15 protein-coding genes are annotated in these 18,364 nt (G+C 42.2%); all 15 read right to left on the bottom strand.

Annotated elements, in window-relative coordinates:
- The 15 genes from DWY31_RS01300 to mgtE all read right to left on the bottom strand — a co-directional run bounded on the left by DWY31_RS01300 (window position 1) and on the right by mgtE (window position 18,315).
- Window positions 1-654 (bottom strand): GntR family transcriptional regulator, encoded by a 654-nt coding sequence (locus tag DWY31_RS01300; protein WP_117537218.1) that lies wholly within the window; start codon window positions 652-654, stop codon window positions 1-3.
- A gap of 28 nt (window positions 655-682) precedes the next feature.
- On the bottom strand, window positions 683-2,074 hold the full coding sequence (locus DWY31_RS01295) for a 2-isopropylmalate synthase (RefSeq protein WP_117537219.1): 1,392 nt from the start codon (window positions 2,072-2,074) through the stop codon (window positions 683-685).
- Window positions 2,075-2,337: 263 nt separating this feature from the next.
- Window positions 2,338-3,558: a threonine ammonia-lyase gene (gene ilvA, locus DWY31_RS01290; RefSeq protein ID WP_021861104.1), complete on the bottom strand. Its 1,221-nt coding sequence runs from the start codon at window positions 3,556-3,558 to the stop codon at window positions 2,338-2,340.
- 13 nt (window positions 3,559-3,571) lie between these two features.
- Entirely contained in the window at window positions 3,572-4,513 is a 942-nt protein-coding gene (ftsY, locus tag DWY31_RS01285) for a signal recognition particle-docking protein FtsY (RefSeq protein ID WP_021861105.1), read from the bottom strand.
- A gap of 23 nt (window positions 4,514-4,536) precedes the next feature.
- Entirely contained in the window at window positions 4,537-8,094 is a 3,558-nt protein-coding gene (gene smc / locus DWY31_RS01280; protein WP_118519332.1) for a chromosome segregation protein SMC, read from the bottom strand.
- A 7-nt stretch (window positions 8,095-8,101) separates the two neighbouring features.
- The gene (gene rnc, locus DWY31_RS01275) at window positions 8,102-8,797 is read right to left on the bottom strand and encodes a ribonuclease III (protein WP_118519331.1); all 696 of its coding nucleotides are present in this window, start codon (window positions 8,795-8,797) and stop codon (window positions 8,102-8,104) included.
- Between the two features lie 59 nt (window positions 8,798-8,856).
- Window positions 8,857-9,090 carry an acyl carrier protein gene (acpP, locus tag DWY31_RS01270; protein WP_021861108.1) on the bottom strand — a complete coding sequence of 78 codons (234 nt, stop codon included), beginning with the start codon at window positions 9,088-9,090 and terminating at the stop codon, window positions 8,857-8,859.
- Between the two features lie 41 nt (window positions 9,091-9,131).
- On the bottom strand, window positions 9,132-10,139 hold the full coding sequence (gene plsX, locus DWY31_RS01265) for a phosphate acyltransferase PlsX (protein WP_118519330.1): 1,008 nt from the start codon (window positions 10,137-10,139) through the stop codon (window positions 9,132-9,134).
- Window positions 10,140-10,281: 142 nt separating this feature from the next.
- Window positions 10,282-10,461 carry a 50S ribosomal protein L32 gene (gene rpmF / locus DWY31_RS01260; protein ID WP_005332600.1) on the bottom strand — a complete coding sequence of 60 codons (180 nt, stop codon included), beginning with the start codon at window positions 10,459-10,461 and terminating at the stop codon, window positions 10,282-10,284.
- Window positions 10,462-10,464: 3 nt separating this feature from the next.
- The gene (locus DWY31_RS01255) at window positions 10,465-10,998 is read right to left on the bottom strand and encodes a YceD family protein (protein WP_021861110.1); all 534 of its coding nucleotides are present in this window, start codon (window positions 10,996-10,998) and stop codon (window positions 10,465-10,467) included.
- A 572-nt stretch (window positions 10,999-11,570) separates the two neighbouring features.
- The gene (locus tag DWY31_RS01245) at window positions 11,571-12,857 is read right to left on the bottom strand and encodes a hypothetical protein (RefSeq protein WP_117537223.1); all 1,287 of its coding nucleotides are present in this window, start codon (window positions 12,855-12,857) and stop codon (window positions 11,571-11,573) included.
- Between the two features lie 125 nt (window positions 12,858-12,982).
- Window positions 12,983-14,305: a hypothetical protein gene (locus DWY31_RS01240; protein ID WP_147364882.1), complete on the bottom strand. Its 1,323-nt coding sequence runs from the start codon at window positions 14,303-14,305 to the stop codon at window positions 12,983-12,985.
- 291 nt (window positions 14,306-14,596) lie between these two features.
- On the bottom strand, window positions 14,597-15,787 hold the full coding sequence (locus DWY31_RS01235) for an acetate/propionate family kinase (RefSeq protein ID WP_021861113.1): 1,191 nt from the start codon (window positions 15,785-15,787) through the stop codon (window positions 14,597-14,599).
- Window positions 15,788-15,807: 20 nt separating this feature from the next.
- Window positions 15,808-16,809, bottom strand: coding sequence for a phosphate acetyltransferase (gene pta / locus DWY31_RS01230; protein ID WP_021861114.1), 1,002 nt, complete (start codon window positions 16,807-16,809; stop codon window positions 15,808-15,810).
- Window positions 16,810-16,953: 144 nt separating this feature from the next.
- Window positions 16,954-18,315 (bottom strand): magnesium transporter, encoded by a 1,362-nt coding sequence (mgtE, locus tag DWY31_RS01225; RefSeq protein ID WP_021861115.1) that lies wholly within the window; start codon window positions 18,313-18,315, stop codon window positions 16,954-16,956.
- Window positions 18,316-18,364 lie beyond the last annotated feature (49 nt).

The raw sequence follows: 18,364 nt of genomic DNA, 5'->3' as shown, positions 1-18,364 counted from the left end.
TTATTCTTCCAGATGCAGGTTCTGCATTACATTTTTGATATGCTGATTCGCAAGTTCTTCTGCCTTGTCTGCGTCTTTCTGTTTGATTGCTTCCAGAATCGCCCGGTGTTCCTGAATGGATTTTTCGGCCCGGTGTTCTTCGCCAACAGAAGTCTTTCTTGCCAGCTTCACATACTTATGAAAATCTGTCAGGACATGCTCTAATATACGGCTGTCCGATGCTTCGTAAAGAACTCTGTGAAATCTTCCGTCAAGTTCGGATACTTGTTCTGCGATAGAACTCTGCTCTTTTTTCAGACGAAATTCTGACAGAAGAAGCATCTCTTCCAGCTCTTCAATCTGTTCATCCGTAATATGCTCAGTTGCCCATCTGGCGCACAGACCTTCTAACATCGAGCGGATCTTAAAGATGTCTGCTACATCTTTTCTTGTAATTCCGGTCACATAAGCGCCTTTATTCGGTACGATCCGTACCAGTCCTTCCAGTTCAAGCTGACGGAGAGCTTCCCTTACCGGTGTACGGCTAACTCCCAGTTCATCCCCGATGGAAATCTCCCTAAGCTCATCATTTTCTTTGTATTTACCATTTAATATATCTTCACGCAGTCTCTGAAAAACTCTTCCTCTCAGAGACTGATCCTGATATTCCATCATTTTTATACCTCTCTCAATTTGTTCGTTGTTATCTGAGACGGATGCCAAGCTCTTTGCACGCCTCATCAATAACACCTAACAGTTCTTCATCTGTCAGGACGGTGACACGACCGCTTTCATATTCCTTATCTACCCACTCTTTTACTTTGTCAACAAGCTTGCTGTTCTTGTCAACCTGCTTCTCTTCTTTCAGTCCGAAGTAAGTATTGATCCAGTGTGCGATTCCCGCAAGACCAGATGTATTTGAAATTGCAACAAGTGGCGGGCGATTCAGGAATTTATCTGTATCGAAAATATTATAAATCTCTTCATTTTTCAGCAGACCATCCGCATGGATTCCTGCACGGGTAACATTGAAATTCTTTCCGACAAACGGTGTCCTCGACGGGACTCTGTAGCCGATCTCTTTCTCGTAATACTCTGCAATCTCTGTGATCACTCTTGTGTCCATGCCATCCAGTGTTCCGCGAAGCTGTGCATATTCAAATACCATAGCTTCCAACGGTGTATTACCGGTACGTTCACCGATTCCAAACAGCGAACAGTTTACACTGCTTGCACCGTACAGCCATGCGGTTGTAGAATTGCTGACTGCTTTGTAGAAATCGTTATGTCCATGGAACTCGATCAGTTCGCTCGGAACTCCGGCATGTACACGAAGGCCATAGATAATACCCGGAATGGATCTTGGGATCACGGCACCCGGATAGTTGATACCATATCCCATCGTATCACAGACTCGGATCTTCACCGGAATCTTATATTCTTCCATCAGATGCATAAGTTCCAGACAGAACGGAATCACGAATCCGTAAATATCAGATCGTGTAATATCTTCCAGATGACATCTAGGTGAAATTCCTGTCTCCAGACATTCACGAACGACAGAAAGATAATGGTTCATTGCCTCTCTTCTTGTCATTTTCAGTTTATAAAAAATATGATAATCAGAACAGCTTACAAGAATACCGGTCTCTTTCATACCGATCTCTTTCACAAGTTCAAAGTCTTTCTTGCTTGCACGGATCCAACTTGTGATCTCCGGAAACTTATATCCTCGCTCCATACATTTATAAACGGCATCTCTGTCTTTTTTACTGTAGAGGAAAAATTCACACTGTCTGATCTTTCCATTCGGTCCGCCCAATCTGTGAAAATAATCATAAAGCGTTACGATCTGATCTGTCGTGTACGGAGTTCTGGACTGCTGTCCATCGCGGAAGGTTGTATCTGTGATCCAGATCTCATCCGGCATACTGTGCGGTACAATACGGTCATTGAATGCAATCTTCGGGATCTCATCATAGTGGAACAGATTCCGGAACACATTCGGTTTATCGACATCTACGAGCGGATACATATGCTCTTCCAGCTGCAACAGATTGCTGTGTTTATCAAGGTATACTTTTCTATCTTCCATTGCTGTCATCTCTCTTTCCGTAACAAATACTATTCTTTTTCAATCTTTATGTATGATTGTATACAATCATACATTGTATGTCAAGAAGAAATTAAAATTTTTATGAGGAAAATAGAAAAGCAATATGAATATCTTAGGTTCTCTCCTATTATACCCATACTGCTTTTATGTCTGTAGCATCTCTGTATTCAATTATTACTTCCACCAGATGACCTGGCAGAAAGTCATGTTTTGCTATATCATACTTTCAGCATTTCTTTTCATTAGTACAGTTTTGCACTGATCTCTCTCGGGCGAAGTCCTTCATCTTCCAGTGCCTGGAGAATCTCATTCTTATGCTCTGTTCCAAATGCTTCCATTGTGATACGAAGCTCCACAGCCGCATTACGGTTCGTGCTTACAAACTGGTTGTGTTCCAGTTTGATAACGTTACCTTTGGCATCCGCAATCGTCTTCGCAACACGCACTAGCTCACCGGCTTTATCCGGAAGGAGTACAGATACAGAGAAGATACGGTCTCTCTGGATCAGACCATGCTGTACAATAGATGACATCGTAATAACGTCCATATTACCACCGCTTAAGATTGCAACTGCTTTCTTACCTTTTAAGTTCATCTGTTTCAGCGCTGCAACTGTCAGAAGTCCGGAATTTTCGACAACCATCTTATGGTTCTCTACCATATCAAGGAAAGCGCCGATCAACTCATCGTCCTCTACGAGCAGAATCTCATCGATATTCTCTTTCGCATATGGGAAAATATTTTCTCCGACACGTTTTACAGCTGTACCATCAGCAATCGTATCTGCGCTGTCCAGTGTAACCGGCTCACCCGCATTAAATGCTGCAGTCATACTTGCTGCTGCTTTCGGCTCTACACCGATGACTTTGATCTTTGGGTTCAGCATCTTCGCAAGTGTTGATACACCTGTGATCAGTCCGCCACCACCGATCGGAGCAAGAATATAATCAACTGTAGGAAGTTCCTGTACAATCTCCATTGCGATACTTCCCTGTCCGGTTGCAACTTCCAGATCATCAAACGGATGTACAAATGTGTATCCTTTCTCTTCGGCAAGCTTCAGCGCATACGCACATGCATCGTCATAAACATCACCATGAAGGATAACTTCCGCTCCATAGCTCTTTGTACGGTTGACTTTGATAAGTGGTGTAACTGTCGGCATAACGATTGTTGCTTTACAGCCAAACTGCTGTGCTGCATAGGCAACACCCTGTGCATGGTTTCCGGCAGAAGCAGTGATGAGTCCACGTTCTCTCTCTTCTTCTGACATTCTGCTGATCTTATAATAAGATCCACGTACTTTGTAAGCGCCTGTATACTGCATATTTTCCGGTTTCAGATAAATCTTACCACCTGTCTCTTTGCTTAAATACTCGCTGTAAACCAGCTTGGTAGGCAGTGTGACTTTTTTCACGATCTCACTCGCCTGTTCAAAACTTTCCAGTGTTAAACTTTCCATCTTTGTTGCCCTCCTAATTCTCGTCTTCCTTCGCAAATAACGCATTTACAAATGCATCCGCATCAAATTTCTGCAAATCATCTATTGTTTCTCCGACACCGATGTACTTCACCGGTATACCAAGTTCTGCCTGGATTGCAACTGCAATACCACCCTTGGCTGTTCCATCCATCTTCGTCAGTACGATTCCGGTAATATCCGCAACATCATTAAAATCCTTTGCCTGCTGCAGTGCATTCTGTCCCGTTGTCGCATCCAGCACGACCAGCGTCTCTCTGTATGCTTCCGGAAATTCCCGGTCAATGATACGATTCATCTTTCTGAGCTCTTCCATCAGGTTCTTCTTGTTGTGCAGTCTTCCTGCCGTGTCGCATAAAAGTACGTCTGCATGTCTTGCCTTTGCGGCTGCAACTGCATCAAATACAACGGATGCCGGATCGGAACCTTCCTGACCGCCGATCAGCTCTGCCTGCGATCTGTTTGCCCATTCTTTTAACTGTTCACCGGCAGCAGCACGAAATGTGTCCGCAGCAGCCAGTACGACTTTCTTATTCTGGGCACGCAGTTTTCCTGCGAGCTTGCCGATTGTCGTTGTCTTTCCGACACCATTGACACCGATCATCATTACAACAGAAGTCTTGTCTTCAAATTCATAAGCAGTCTCACCAACATCCATCTGTTCTTTGATACTCTCAATAAGAATTTCTCTGCAGTCTGCCGGTTCCTTGATGTGACGCTCTTTTACCTTTTCTTTTAGGTCATCCAGAATATCATAGGTTGCCTGAACGCCCAGATCTCCCATGATCATAACTTCTTCCAGTTCTTCATAAAAATCATCATCAATATGTGTAAATCCGTGAAAAATGCTGTCCATTCCGGATACAATATTATCTCTTGTTTTCGTAAGCCCTGAAACGAGCCGGCTGAAAAAGCCGCCCTTTTTCTCCTCTGCCATAACAGCCTCCTCTTATCATACTATTATTTTAATTCATTTTCCAGTAAATCTACCGAAACAAGGGTTGAAACACCTTTTTCCTGCATTGTGATTCCATATAATCTATCCGCAGCGATCATCGTTCCTCTACGATGTGTAATTACAATAAACTGTGTATTCTCTGTCAGCTTGTGTAAATATTTTGCAAAACGGTCTACGTTATTATCGTCCAGCGCCGCCTCGATCTCATCTAAGAGACAGAACGGTGAAGGCTTGAGATTCTGTATTGCAAACAACAGGGAAATCGCCGTCAATGCTTTCTCCCCTCCGGATAACTGCATCATATTTTGCAGTTTCTTTCCCGGTGGCTGTGCGATAATGCGGATTCCTGCTTCCAAAATATCTTCATCTTCCATAAGCTCAAGCGTTCCTTTACCACCACCGAACAGTTCTTTGAATACGGTGTCAAATTCCTTGCAGATCCGTTCAAACTGCTCCCTGAACTGCTTACGCATCGCTGTATCCAGCTCCGCAATGATCTGTTCCAGTGTCGCTTCCGCTTCCACAAGGTCATCGTGCTGGTTCTTTAAGAACGTATAGCGCTCGGAAACATTCTTGTAATCTTCGATTGCGTTTACGTTTACGGAACCTAACTGCCGGATTTCGCCTTTTAACTCCTGGATACACTTTTTCATTCTGGAGAGATCTGTAAGGTTCGCATCCCTTAATTCCTGTGCATGACCATATGTGATCTCATATTCATCCCACATATAATTAATCTGTTTTTCTGTGGATTCCTCGTAGCCTTCTTTCTGGCTTTCCAGACGGAATACTTCCTTATCCAGATTAGACATATGTCTCGAAAGTTCTTCCCGTTTCTCTAAGAAACTTTTGTGTCTCTGGTTCAGTTCTTCACGCTCTTTCCTTGATTTCTCAATCTCCTGCCGGATCTCTGTAAATAAATCTCCGGAATTTGCAATCGTCTCTTTCAGCTCACGGATCTGTAATTCCTTATCTTCGATTTCTTTGGAATTACCGCCCTGGCTTGCTGTAAGTTCTTCCATTTCCTGTGTGAATTTATCAATTTCTTCCTGGATACGTGTAACATTTTCTGTAATAAATGTTATCTTCTGCTCCTGACTTGCATTAGCAAGATGCAGAGTCTCCACCTCTTTCTGACATAAAGTTTCTTCCTCTCGGATCTGATCTAATACAGCCTGATCCGCTTCAATTCTGGCATTTAACTCCTGCTCCATCTTCTCTGATGTATCCAGCTCTACCTGTATAGATTCCTGATTATCAGAAATATTTGACATCTCATGTTCCAGCTCTTCTGATTCTCTGTTAATATCTGAAATCATGTTCTCTGACGTATGGATCTTCGCCTCCGCCTGATCAAGGTTCATCTTCGCTGTATTCTGAACGACATATGCCTTCTGCAATTCTTCTTTTAACAGCTCTATCTTCTCATAATATCCGGTACGCTTCGTTCTCTTTTCACTCAGAGACTGCTCCAGATCATTCATCTGTGCTTTTAACTTCTGTACCGCTTTTTCCAATTCTTCGATCTCTCTCCTGCGGCTTAACAGATTACTCGTATTCTTAAATGCACCACCAGTCATAGAACCACCTGGATTGATTAGTTCTCCTTCTAACGTAACAATGCGGATTGACTGTTTGTATTTTCCCGCAATCTGGATTCCATGATCAATGTGGTCAACAACAAGCGTACGTCCCAGAAGATTCGATGCAAGACCGTTGTATTTCGGATCGACTGTAACAAGTGTATTCGCAGGTCCGATCACTCCCGGCTCTTTCAGCGCTTCCGGTCTGCCGATTCCATTTCCCGGACGAATACTTGTAAGCGGAAGAAATGTTGCACGTCCAAACTTATTCTTCTTAAGGAACTGAATCATCCGCTTAGCAGTATCTTCATCACGGGTAACAATATTCTGGATACTTCCGCCAAGTGCAGTCTCAATCGCAATCTCATACTGCTTTTCTACTTTGATGAGATCTGCAACAACACCGAGAAGTCCCGGTTCCTGGTTCTTGTTGTCCATGACACGCCGAATGCTGTTTCCATATCCATCATAACGCTCTGTAATATTTTTCAGAGACTCCAGTCTGGACTGCTCCCGGTGATAAGAAGTCTGGCTGATACGGAACTGTTCCGACAGCCGGTTCATCTCTGCCTGAATACTTTTAATCTGTTCTTCATATGTATTCTGCTTCTCATTAAGTTCAATGATCTGTGCGGAAATATCTTCTAATTCCGCAGCATATTTTTCTTTCTCTTTCTGCTGTTTGTTTCCGGATGTCTGTTCCTCTAAAATCCGTTTTGTAAGCTCTGAACGACGCACCTGGATCTGCTCCCGCATCGTGTCATATTTCTGGATCTTTGCTTTCGTAGATGCACGGTTATTCAGCACATCCATGATATTGCTGTTACCGCGGTCAATCGCATCTGTCAGTTCTGCAATCTTACTCTGTACTTCAACAAGTGTCAGTTTCGCCTTATCTTCCTTATCCCGGCTTTCCTTATGTTCCGCAAGAATTACCGTCTGTTCTTTCTTAAGTTCAGCAAGCTGGCTTTCACGTTCACTCAGTTCCATCTCAATGCTCTGTGCACGCTGGGCATAATGCTCATCGTTCATACGTGCACTGTGGATCTGTTCTTTCAAAAGTGCGATCTGGTTCTCCAGCTGCTGCTTAAGCATGGAAGTCTCATTCAACTGATTCTTGGAGTGTTCAATGGATTCGTCAATCGTCTCCATCTGCTCTTCTACAGCTTCATATTCCTGCTTCATTCCATCATAATCTGCAGAAGCTTGCTCCAGCTCTTCTTTAGTAAGCTTAAGCTTGTCTTCCACCTGACCGGAAAGATCCTTAAGTCTCTCTGTCTCCAGAAGAAACATATTAATATCGTATGTCTTGAGCGCTTCTTTCTTCTTCAAATATTCTCTTGCCTTTTCCGATTGTCGTTCCAGTGGACCGATCTGTTTCTCCAACTCAGCAAGAATATCATTGACTCGCAGAAGGTTCTGACGCTCTTCTTCTAACTTCTTAACAGAAGTATTCTTCCGTCTCTTAAACTTAACGATACCTGCCGCTTCATCAAAAAGCTCTCTTCGCTCCTCCGGCTTTCCGCTTAAGATCTTATCAATCTGACCCTGTCCGATGATCGAATACCCTTCTTTACCTATTCCGGTATCATAAAAGAGTTCATTGACATCTTTCAGCCTGCATGTACTGCCGTTGATCAGATATTCACTTTCGCCGGAACGGTATAACTTTCTTGTTACCGTCACTTCCTCATAATCAATCGGAAGCTGATGATCAGAATTATCCAACGTAATCGCAACCGATGCATAACTTAAAGGCTTACGGTTCTCTGTCCCGGAGAAAATAACATCCTGCATCGTGCCTCCACGCAGTTGCTTGATTCGTTGTTCACCAAGTACCCACCGGACAGCATCTGCAACATTACTCTTACCGCTTCCGTTCGGTCCGACAATTCCGGTAATTCCGTTATGAAAGTCAAACTTTAATTTGTGCGCAAAGGATTTAAATCCATGCACTTCAATACTTTTTAAATACATACCTCACCTACTCAAAGTTCTTTTTCCGAAGTGCCAGTATACTCTGATAAGCAGCCTCCTGCTCCGCTGCTTTCTTTGTGCGCCCGGAGCCGACTCCATATCTGTCGTCACCGATCCGGACAGCCACTTCAAACACTTTATTATGATCCGGTCCTTTTTCTCCAAGCAGCTCATAGGACACAGGTTCCTTAAAGTTTGACTGTACAATCTCCTGCAGGATAGTCTTGCTATCATAAAAGAGCTTCTTATTTTCCAGATCTTTTAAAATAAATCTCTCAATAAACTCTTTTGCATTAGCAAAACCACCGTCCAAATAAATTGCACCGATCAGTGCCTCCATCGCATCTGATGTGACAGATTCTCTCTTTCTTCCGCCGGTTGCATCCTCACCTTTTCCGAGCAGCAGATATTTACCCAGCTCAATATCTCTTGCACAGAAAGCAAGCGCAGGTTCGCACACCATACTTGCGCGCGTCTTTGTAAGCTGCCCTTCCGGCATCGTCTTGTGCAGGGAAAATAAAAATTCACTGGAAATAAGCTCCAGCACCGCATCTCCTAAAAATTCCAGACGTTCATTGCACTCGTATTTTGGAAGATGCTTCTCATTTGCATAGGAACTGTGTACCATCGCTTTTTTCAGAAGTTTATCATCATGAAAATGATAACCAATCCGATCCTGTAACTCTTTTAACATATTATCCATAAATTATCTACCTCATAAAACGAAAAAGCCCGCTGTGGGCTTTCTCGTCTTGTTCATGCCTAGTCATTTGTTGCGTTTTTTATCTGTTCTACAGCATCTCCGACTGTAACAATCTTCTCCGCATCTTCATTATCAATCTCGATATCAAAAGTTTCTTCGATTCCCATAATAATCTGGAAAATATCCAGTGAATCTGCTCCGAGATCATCTACAAATGTAGAATCCATGTGAATATCATTCTCATCAAGATTTAATACATCTGCGATAATTGCTTTCAATTTTTCAAATTCCATATCTGTTCATCCTTTCTGCTCTTCTATCTATCCAACGGAAATTACTCCGGCTGAATACTTTCTTTGATCTTCTCATTGATCTTCTGTTCTTTAAATGTAACACACTGTATAATCGTATTGCAGATTTCCTTCGCAGTAGAGCTGCCGTGTGTCTTGACAACGAGACCGTTGAGTCCCAGAAGTGGCGCTCCTCCGTACTCGGACGAGTCAAAACTCTTCAACGTCTTCTTCAGTGCCGGTTTTACAAGAAGCGCACCGATCTTGCTTCTTAAGCTTCCCATCATGCCTTTCTTGATCTCGGAAATAAGCACACTTCCGACACCTTCGAATAATTTAAGAATAATATTACCGGCAAATGCTTCACAGACAATGACATCAGCCTGTCCATGCGGAATCTCTCTTGCCTCCACACTTCCAATAAAATTGATATTCTTCTCTCCTTTTAATAATGGGAAAGTCTCTTTTACAAGCGCATTGCCTTTCTCTTCTTCTGCTCCGATATTCACGATGCCGACTTTCGGATTCTTAATGCCGACAACATGCTCCATATAAATGGAACCCATCTTCGCAAACTGTACAAGATGAGACGGTCTTGCATCTACATTGGCTCCACAGTCAACCAGAAGGCTGACGCCTTTCTCCGTCGGGATCAGCGGTGCAAGAGGAGGTCTCTCCACGCCTTTGATCCTGCCAACGATTACCTGACCTCCAACTAGTACAGCCCCGGAACTTCCGGCAGAAACAAAGGCATCTGCCTGTCCTTCCTTCACGAGCTTCATACCGACCACAATAGAAGAATCCTTCTTACGACGGATCGCATTCACCGGCGGTTCTGCTGTCTCGATCACTTCCGTTGCATTTACAACCTCGATACGTGCTTTATCATACGTATACTGTGCAAGTTCTGCACGGATCACATCTTCTTTACCTACAAGGAGTACCTGCACGGCATCTGTTTTCTCAAGTGCCTGCACAGCTCCCTTGATCATTTCTTTTGGGGCATTGTCCCCGCCCATAGCATCCAGGGCTACTATTGTTCTATCTGTCATCTTAATTCCTCCCAGAACTACTAGAATAATTCTACTAGACATCATTATAAAAATCAATCATTTTATAATGATATAAAAAGATTGTGTCAAAAAAAATCAAGAGCGACAAACGCCGCTCTTGATTTTAACTTCATTCTCAAAATTAGTCCTGAGCAATGATTTCTTTTTTGTTGTACGAACCACAAGCTTTGCATACTCTGTGAGGCATCATTAATTCGCCGCATTTGCTGCATTTTACCAGGTTTGGTGCGCTCATTTTCCAGTTCGCTCTTCTTTTGTCTCTTCTTGCTTTTGAAGATTTATTCTTTGGACAAATTGACATAGGTTACACCTCCTTAAAATTCTTAAAAACATCGCGGATAACTGACATTCTCGGATCGAGGCCTGTATCTTCACAGCTGCAGGTACCCTCATTTAGGTTTTGACCACATACGCTGCAAATTCCTTTACAGTCTTCGCTACACAGAACTTTCATCGGCCATCCTACCAATATCTCATTATAGAGTAATTTTTCTACGTCAAGATGATATCCGTCAATATAATTATTTTCGTCTAATTGATCCGCTTCATCCGAAGCGACTTCTGCTTCTTTTGTCTCAACTTCTCTTGTAAAATCCAGTTTGAAATCAACCGGGACCTCTTCAAGACATCGATCACACGGAATTCCAATCGTCAGATTTGTCAGACCGGATACTCTCAGCTTCTGATCACCTGCATATTCAACCTGAATATGCAACTCATCTTTTGAAAGAACCGGATAAGTCTTTCCTCTGAGTCTGAATTCATCCATCGAAATCGAAACATTCTTATCCACAGATTTGTGCTGTTCAGACAAAACATTGGATAGGTCTAATAACATAATACTATCACCCCTATTCATACCTAAATTATTATATCATGGAAAATTGTTTTGTCAACTGGTATTTGAGATATTTTTCCTATGTTTGTCCACATTTTTTCAAAAGCTGCTCTAAAACACTTAATCTGTCAAGTCTTCTGTTACAGATTTAAGGTTCAGGAAGTTTGTCAGATAATCTGCTGTTCTTGTCTTCGCATCTGTTCCGGACATATTAAATCCTCCAAACGGATGCTGCAATACAACAGCTGCTGTAGATTTACGGCTGAACTTGCAACACCTTGGGCTGCCTTTTTAATATTTGCTGAAGAATCAACGATGATCGCATTCTTTCCACCCATCTCAGCAACAACACGTTTGATCCATTTTCCCGTCTACATAAAAAAATATGTGCATACTGCCGAAGGATTTTTATTTATATGAAGGGAATGAAATTTCCTATCACGCAACAATAAAAAATAAGCGAACAGCCGCAATATTCACGGTAGCTGTCCGCTTACTCTATGATTCTGTTTTGTTATCTCTGTATTTACAGCCTGCAATCTTAGATTCTGTATGCGATGCGCACTTACAATTTATTTCCATTTCAGAGAATACCATCCTGAAGATTTGGAATTACCACGGTATACTTTAATATAATAAGTTCCTTTTGACCATTTGCCTAATGACTGTAAAGTATAAGAAGAATTTGAATAAATCAATGATCGAGTTCCGATCGTTCTTCCTCCCTGATATACGGTAATCTTCATTGTATCATTGGTCTTTGCTTTCCATAAAATCTTCACACTCTTCTTGCTGGTCAGTTTGAATTTGTACCAGTCTGCCTGTGAGCTTCCTGCCTGCAGTGTTCCGCTTACAGTCTTGCCTTTCTTTATTGTTACAGCTTTTCCCTTGCTCTTGCCACTCTTTTCAGAAACTTTGTAATTCTTAACTTTAAAGAAATATCCACCATTGCTGTTATAGGATGACGCTACTTTAAAATAATATGTCTTTCCTTTTGTTACTCCATAAGAAGGATTGTATCCAACCGCTGTATAATCGGAATAAGCTTTTTTCTTGCTGTTACAAAGTGCAACCTTTACTGAATATTTGCTGTCTTTGCTGGCAAATGCAGAGACATATCCCGTCTGTGTTGCTTTGAATTTAAAATAATTTGTCTGTGGCTCTTTTTGTCCAATCGCAATCTGCTTATTATGCAAAATCGTACGGTCTGCACCGTTATAGAAACCTGCTGCAGCCACAAATCCCCAAGCATCATAGACTCCATCTGAATAAGTGTTTGCATAAACATAGATTCCAAGATAATATTTTCCCGGTTTCGGGACTTTGAACATGCGGGAAGTTGTCTCTCCCAGCTCATCACAAAACTGATAAGAATCTACCGGCTTTGTTAAAGCGGAATCATAAAACAATCCGTAAGTAGCTGATTTCTGCTTTGCACCGTCTGATTTTGCCGAATAATTCATTGCAAAATCCAATGTACCTTTCGTTTTGAATGTTACAGCCTGACTGTACTGATAGTGATTGCCTACGGTTCCATTCCGGGCCGCAAGTATAATCTGACCTACTTTGTTGACACTCTCGTTTCCTGTATTCATCATGATAACCGGAATACTTCCATCTACAACTGTTGTTTTCGTTGCTTTCACAGTTGCGCTCTGTGCGCTTACCGGACTCACTTTTGCAGCCTTCACTGCCTTTACAATACTGCTCTGTGCTTCCAGACTCTGCGCCTCAGCCTTCACTGCCTGTGTATTCTGTACTTTTGTCGATGTATCTGCCGCCTGTACTACACTTCCTGAAGAAACAGTAAGGATAGCCGCTAATACAAGTGACAATACTTTGCCTTTTCTCTTCATCATAGCCTCTTTCTCCTTTTCCTCTATTGTGATATAAAATCAGGGACAATCATCGTAATATCATTCTATTTAAAATGGTATTGACAAAAACTGCCCCTCTTTTTATTCATTATAATATAAATATCTGATTATTTCCATCTTAAAATATACCAACCAGAAGATTTTTCTGTATCTGTATATACTTTCAGATAATATGTATCTTTTGGCCATTTTCCAACGGACTTCAGCTTGTAGGAAGCATCTGCATAAGTCAACGTCTTTGTATCAATCTTTCTGCTTCCCTGATAAATAGCAAGTTTCATCTTTTCATTCGTTCTTGCTTTCCAGGAAAGTTCCACACTCCGTTTGGATGTAAGACGGATCTTATACCAGTCCGCTCTCTTCACTCCTGTTTCCATTGTTCCTTTGATTGTGGTATTTTTCTTAATCTCCACAGCATTGGATTTACTGCTTCCGCTTTTTTCGGAAATCTTACGATTTTTTGCCACCAGCGTATAACCGCCATCTTCACTCGCCGGAGACCATACTTTAATATAGTAAGTTCTTCCCTTTGGTACACCATATGTGACACCATATTTTGCAATTGTACTCTCTGTAAGACGATTCTTCTTACTGTCATAAAGAACGATCTTATTCTTCGGATCACTTGCAATCACTGTGATATAACCGCTTTCTGTGGTTTTCATTTTAAAATAATTCGTCTGCGTTGTTTTGTGACCGACTGCAATCTTCTTATCACTGGTAATCGTACGGTTATTACCATTCCAGTAGATCGCTCCTGTCGTAAACTTCCAGGATTCGCTCTTATCTTTTGCATTGACCATTGTATAGATGCCGATATAATAGGTTCCTGCTTTCGGGATCTTTACAACGACTGTCTTGTGATCGCCTTTTTTCGTTACAACATCAACGCTTGACTTATCAATCGGATCTTCCAGGGATGCCTGCTTGAATACTCCGTAGACAACATTACGTCCCGCCGTCTTTGCTTTTATACATTTAACAGAAAATGAAAAAGAACCCTTGCCCTGAAATTCAACTTTCTGTGAATAGAGGTATCTCTTTCCCATCGTGCCATCTGTAGTTCCGACAGAATTACCAAGTGCAACATTGCCCTGCTTGCCTTCTTCTGAACCTGTTACACCTTTGACTACCGGAATATAACTCGTATCCTTCTTTGTTGTTGCTTTGGCTCTGACATTCTTGCCCTTGCCGGTAAGTGCTGCTTTTTGCTTTGTGGCGCCTGCCTGGATTGCAAGTTTCTTCTGGCTCTTCCCGGTATCCTTTGTCAACACGTCTGTTGTCAGCGCATTTCCTTTTTCTGCACTAACTGTCTGAAGTCTGACACCGGATGTATCTCCTGCCGCCTGTACATGACCTGCACTTCCCAGAGATGTAACACTGAGAATTGCTGTAAGTAAAACTGCTGCATACATGTTCCTTTTTTTCATTCTATATCTACCCCTTTTTATTTTATCTCCTATCTTAAGAACAAGCACATTATACTTGATTTTCCTCTCAAATTCAATTCTCTTTCCGGTCATTCCCGGAATCTTAAGAAAAATATTAGAAATAATGTTCTGCCTCTTCGCGCGAGTGCGCATCCTGCCGACGGCTTTATATTTGCCGAAAGCTTTATATATAACAGGAAATGCAATTTCCTATTATATATAAAGAAGGCTGCCGCTTCCGCGACAGCCTTCGATATACCTCTCAATTCTATGATCGTTCAACTATGCTGATTAAACTAATGCAACAGTCTCTCTTGCAATTGCAAGTTCCTCATTTGTAGGAATTACAAATACATCAACTTTAGAATCCGGAGTTGAGATTTTCACTTCTTCACCATGTGAATCATTTGCTTCTTTATCGATTGCAACTCCAAGGTATCCAAGGTATTCCATAACTTTCTCACGTACAAGACTTGCATTCTCACCAATTCCTGCTGTAAATGCAATTACATCCACACCATTCATGGCAGCTACATAACTTCCAACGTACTTAGCTACACGGTAGCAGAATACATCAACTGTTGTAGCAGCAATCTCATTTCCGCTCTCAGCAGCGCTTGTAAGATCACGGAAATCACTGGATAAGTTATTAGAAAGACCAAACACACCAGATTTTTTATTTAACATTGTCATAAGCCCTGCAATATCAAGGTCTTCTTTCTTAGCGATGAACTCTAAGATAGCCGGATCGATATCTCCGGAACGTGTTCCCATTACAAGACCCTCCAGTGGAGTCAGTCCCATAGATGTATCTACGGATTCACCATTCTCTACAGCACAGATACTTGCACCATTACCAAGATGACAAACGATTGTCTTCACTGCATCATATGGTTTCCCAACAAGTTCAGCAGCTCTCTTGGATACGAAACTGTGGCTTGTTCCGTGGAATCCATAACGTCTTACTTTGTATTTGTCATAATACTCATATGGCAGACCATACATATATGCCTTTGCTGGCATTGTCTGATGGAAAGCAGTATCAAATACAGCTACCATCGGCGTACCCGGCATTAATTCCTGGCATGCATTGATACCAATCAGGTTAGCTGGGTTGTGAAGAGGTGCAAGGTCATTACACTCTTCGATTGCTTTCATAACTTCATCTGTAATTACTACAGATTTGGCGAACTTCTCTCCGCCATGTACAACACGGTGTCCGACTGCCCCAATTTCCTTTAAGTCTTTTACGACACCTGTCTTGTCATCTGTCAGTGCGTCAATAACGAACTGAATAGCCTCTGTATGAGTCGGCATAGCTTTGTCAGATTTGACTTTCTCTCCGCCTGCCGGCTGATAGGTAAGGCTTCCATCAATTCCAATTCTCTCACAAAGTCCTTTTGCAAGAACCTGCTCTGAATCAGAATTGATCAGCTGGAACTTCAATGAAGAACTTCCACAGTTGATTACTAATACGTTCATAATCTTTTTTCCTCTCTTTTTTATTCTTCAGCCATACACTGTACAGCTGTAATGGCAACAACACCTTCAATGTCTTTTGCGCTGCATCCTCTTGAAAGATCATTAACCGGCGCTGCAATTCCCTGTGTTAAAGGACCGTAAGCTTCTGCTTTACCAAGTCTCTGTGCAAGTTTGTATCCGATATTACCAGCATCCAGGTCTGGAAATACGAGTACATTTGCTTTACCTGCAACCGGGCTGCCCGGTGCTTTGGATGCTCCAACTTCCGGAACGATTGCTGCGTCAAGCTGGAACTCTCCATCTAATAATAAACCTTCTTTTGCATTTTCTTTTGCAATACGTGTAGCTTCTACAACTTTGTCTACGTCAGGATGTTTTGCACTTCCCTTAGTAGAGTGTGAAAGCATTGCAACGATTGGCTCTTTTCCTGTCAGCAGTTCGAAAGAATCTGCAGAAGAAAGTGCGATTGCTGCAAGTTTCTCTGGATCCGGATTCTGCTCCAGACCGGAATCTGCAAATACAAATGTTCCGTCAGCTCCCATATCGCAATCCGGTACTACGATTACGAAGAAAGCGGATACGAGTTTTGTACCTGGTTTTGTCTTCAGGATCTGAAGGCATGGTCTTAATGTATCTGCTGTAGAATGGCATGCTCCGGATACCATACCGTCAGCATCCTTCATCTTAACCATCATAACACCATAATATAAGTAATTTGTCAGAAGAAGCTCTCTTGCCTGTTCTTCTGTCATTCCTTTTTTCTGTCTTAATTCAACAAGTTTTGCAATGTATGCGTCTGTCTTTTCAGACGTTGCAGGATCTACAATAGTAGCTCCGCTGATATCAAAAGATCCTTTGTTCTTTGCGATCTCTTCTTCGCTTCCGATCAGGATCAGATTAGCTGTTCCTTCTTTTAATACAGCTTCTGCTGCTTCATAAGTTCTGCTGTCTTCTGTTTCTGGAAGAACGATTGTCTTTTTGCTTGTTTTTGCTTTTGCTTTAATCTCATCTATGAATCCCATGATAAATAGACTCCTTTCCATATTTTCTCAGATAGGACTATTATAATACAAAGAGACCTTGCAAACAAGGTCTCTTATGTGTATTTTTTCATACATTCTGTCACTTTATCTCATTTTTTCTGTCTATATGCATATATCACGCATCTATAACTGAAATACTGCACTGACAATTGCAAAGTATACGCTGATCGTGCTGATATCTACCAGTGTTGAAATCAGAGGTGTTGCCATGATCGCCGGGTCCAGACCTACCCGCTTTGCGATAAGCGGAAGTGTACATCCAACAACTTTGGCGATCACAACGGTACAAGCCATCGTCAGACCGATCGTAAATGCCATCAGCGCATCGCCCTGCCCCATCAACATAATTCGCAGTCCATTTACCACAGCAAGCACAATACTGATACATACTGCGATACGGATTTCTTTCCATATTACTTTCAGGAGATCCCGGAATTCAATCTCGCCGACTGCCAGTCCCCGGATCACCAGTGTTGAGCTCTGGGAACCGCAGTTTCCTCCGGTACCTGTCAACATCGGGACAAATCCTGCGAGCTGCGGCATAATGGCAAGCGCTGATTCATAACTGTTCATGATCATCTGTGTCACGGTTGCCGATAGCATCAGAAACAGAAGCCATGGGATTCGGCTCTTCACATGTTCCATAACCGTTGTCCCAAAATAAGATTCTTCATTCGGATTGACACCCGCCATGATACTGATATCTTCCGTCGTCTCTTCCTGCAATACATCCATTGCGTCATCTACTGTTACGATACCGACCATACACATCTCATGGTCTACGATTGGAAGTGCGATCAGACCGTATTTGCGGATCGTCAGTGCAACTTCCTCCTGGTCATCTGTTGTATGTGCATAGAGCATGTTTGTCTCCATGATCTCTTCTACTGTCTTCGATTCACTGGTCGTCAGTAATTCTTTGACATCTACAAGACCGATAAGCTTACGCTTTTCCGTGACATAACAGGTATAAATTGTCTCCCGGTTCAAACCGACCTGACGAATCTTCAAAATAGATTCTGCAACCGTCATCTCTTTACGGAGTGCAATATACTCCACATTCATAATGCTGCCCGCACTGTCCTCCGGATATTGCAGGAGCTGATTGATCTGCACTCTTGTCTCTTCATCTGTCACCATCAGGAGACGGTCAACAACATTCGCCGGCATCTCCTCCAGCACATCGACCGTATCATCCAGATACATCTCTTCCATGACTTCTTCCAGCTCGGAATCAGTCAGTGCATTAATCAGAATCTCACGCATGTCACTGTTCATATAAGTAAACGTCTCTGCCGCTTCTTCTTTAGCAAGAAGCCGGAAGATCATAACAAGCTGCTTCTGGTCAAAATCCTCTAAAATCTCAGCGAGGTCAACAGGATACATATTACTTTCCAGTTGTTCTTTTAATTCTTTGTACTGCCGATTTTCCAACATCTCTTTAATCTCATCTTCTGTCAGTATATCTTCGATTTCCTGGCTCATATATATCCTCCTTTCTCTCCTGAAAACAATTATAATAAACTAAACGTGA

The organism is Dorea sp. AF24-7LB (assembly GCF_003478575.1).
Lineage (GTDB): Bacteria > Bacillota > Clostridia > Lachnospirales > Lachnospiraceae > Dorea_D > Dorea_D hominis.
The sequence above is the reverse complement of the archived record's forward strand: the minus strand, read 5'-3'. Positions and strand labels throughout refer to the sequence as shown.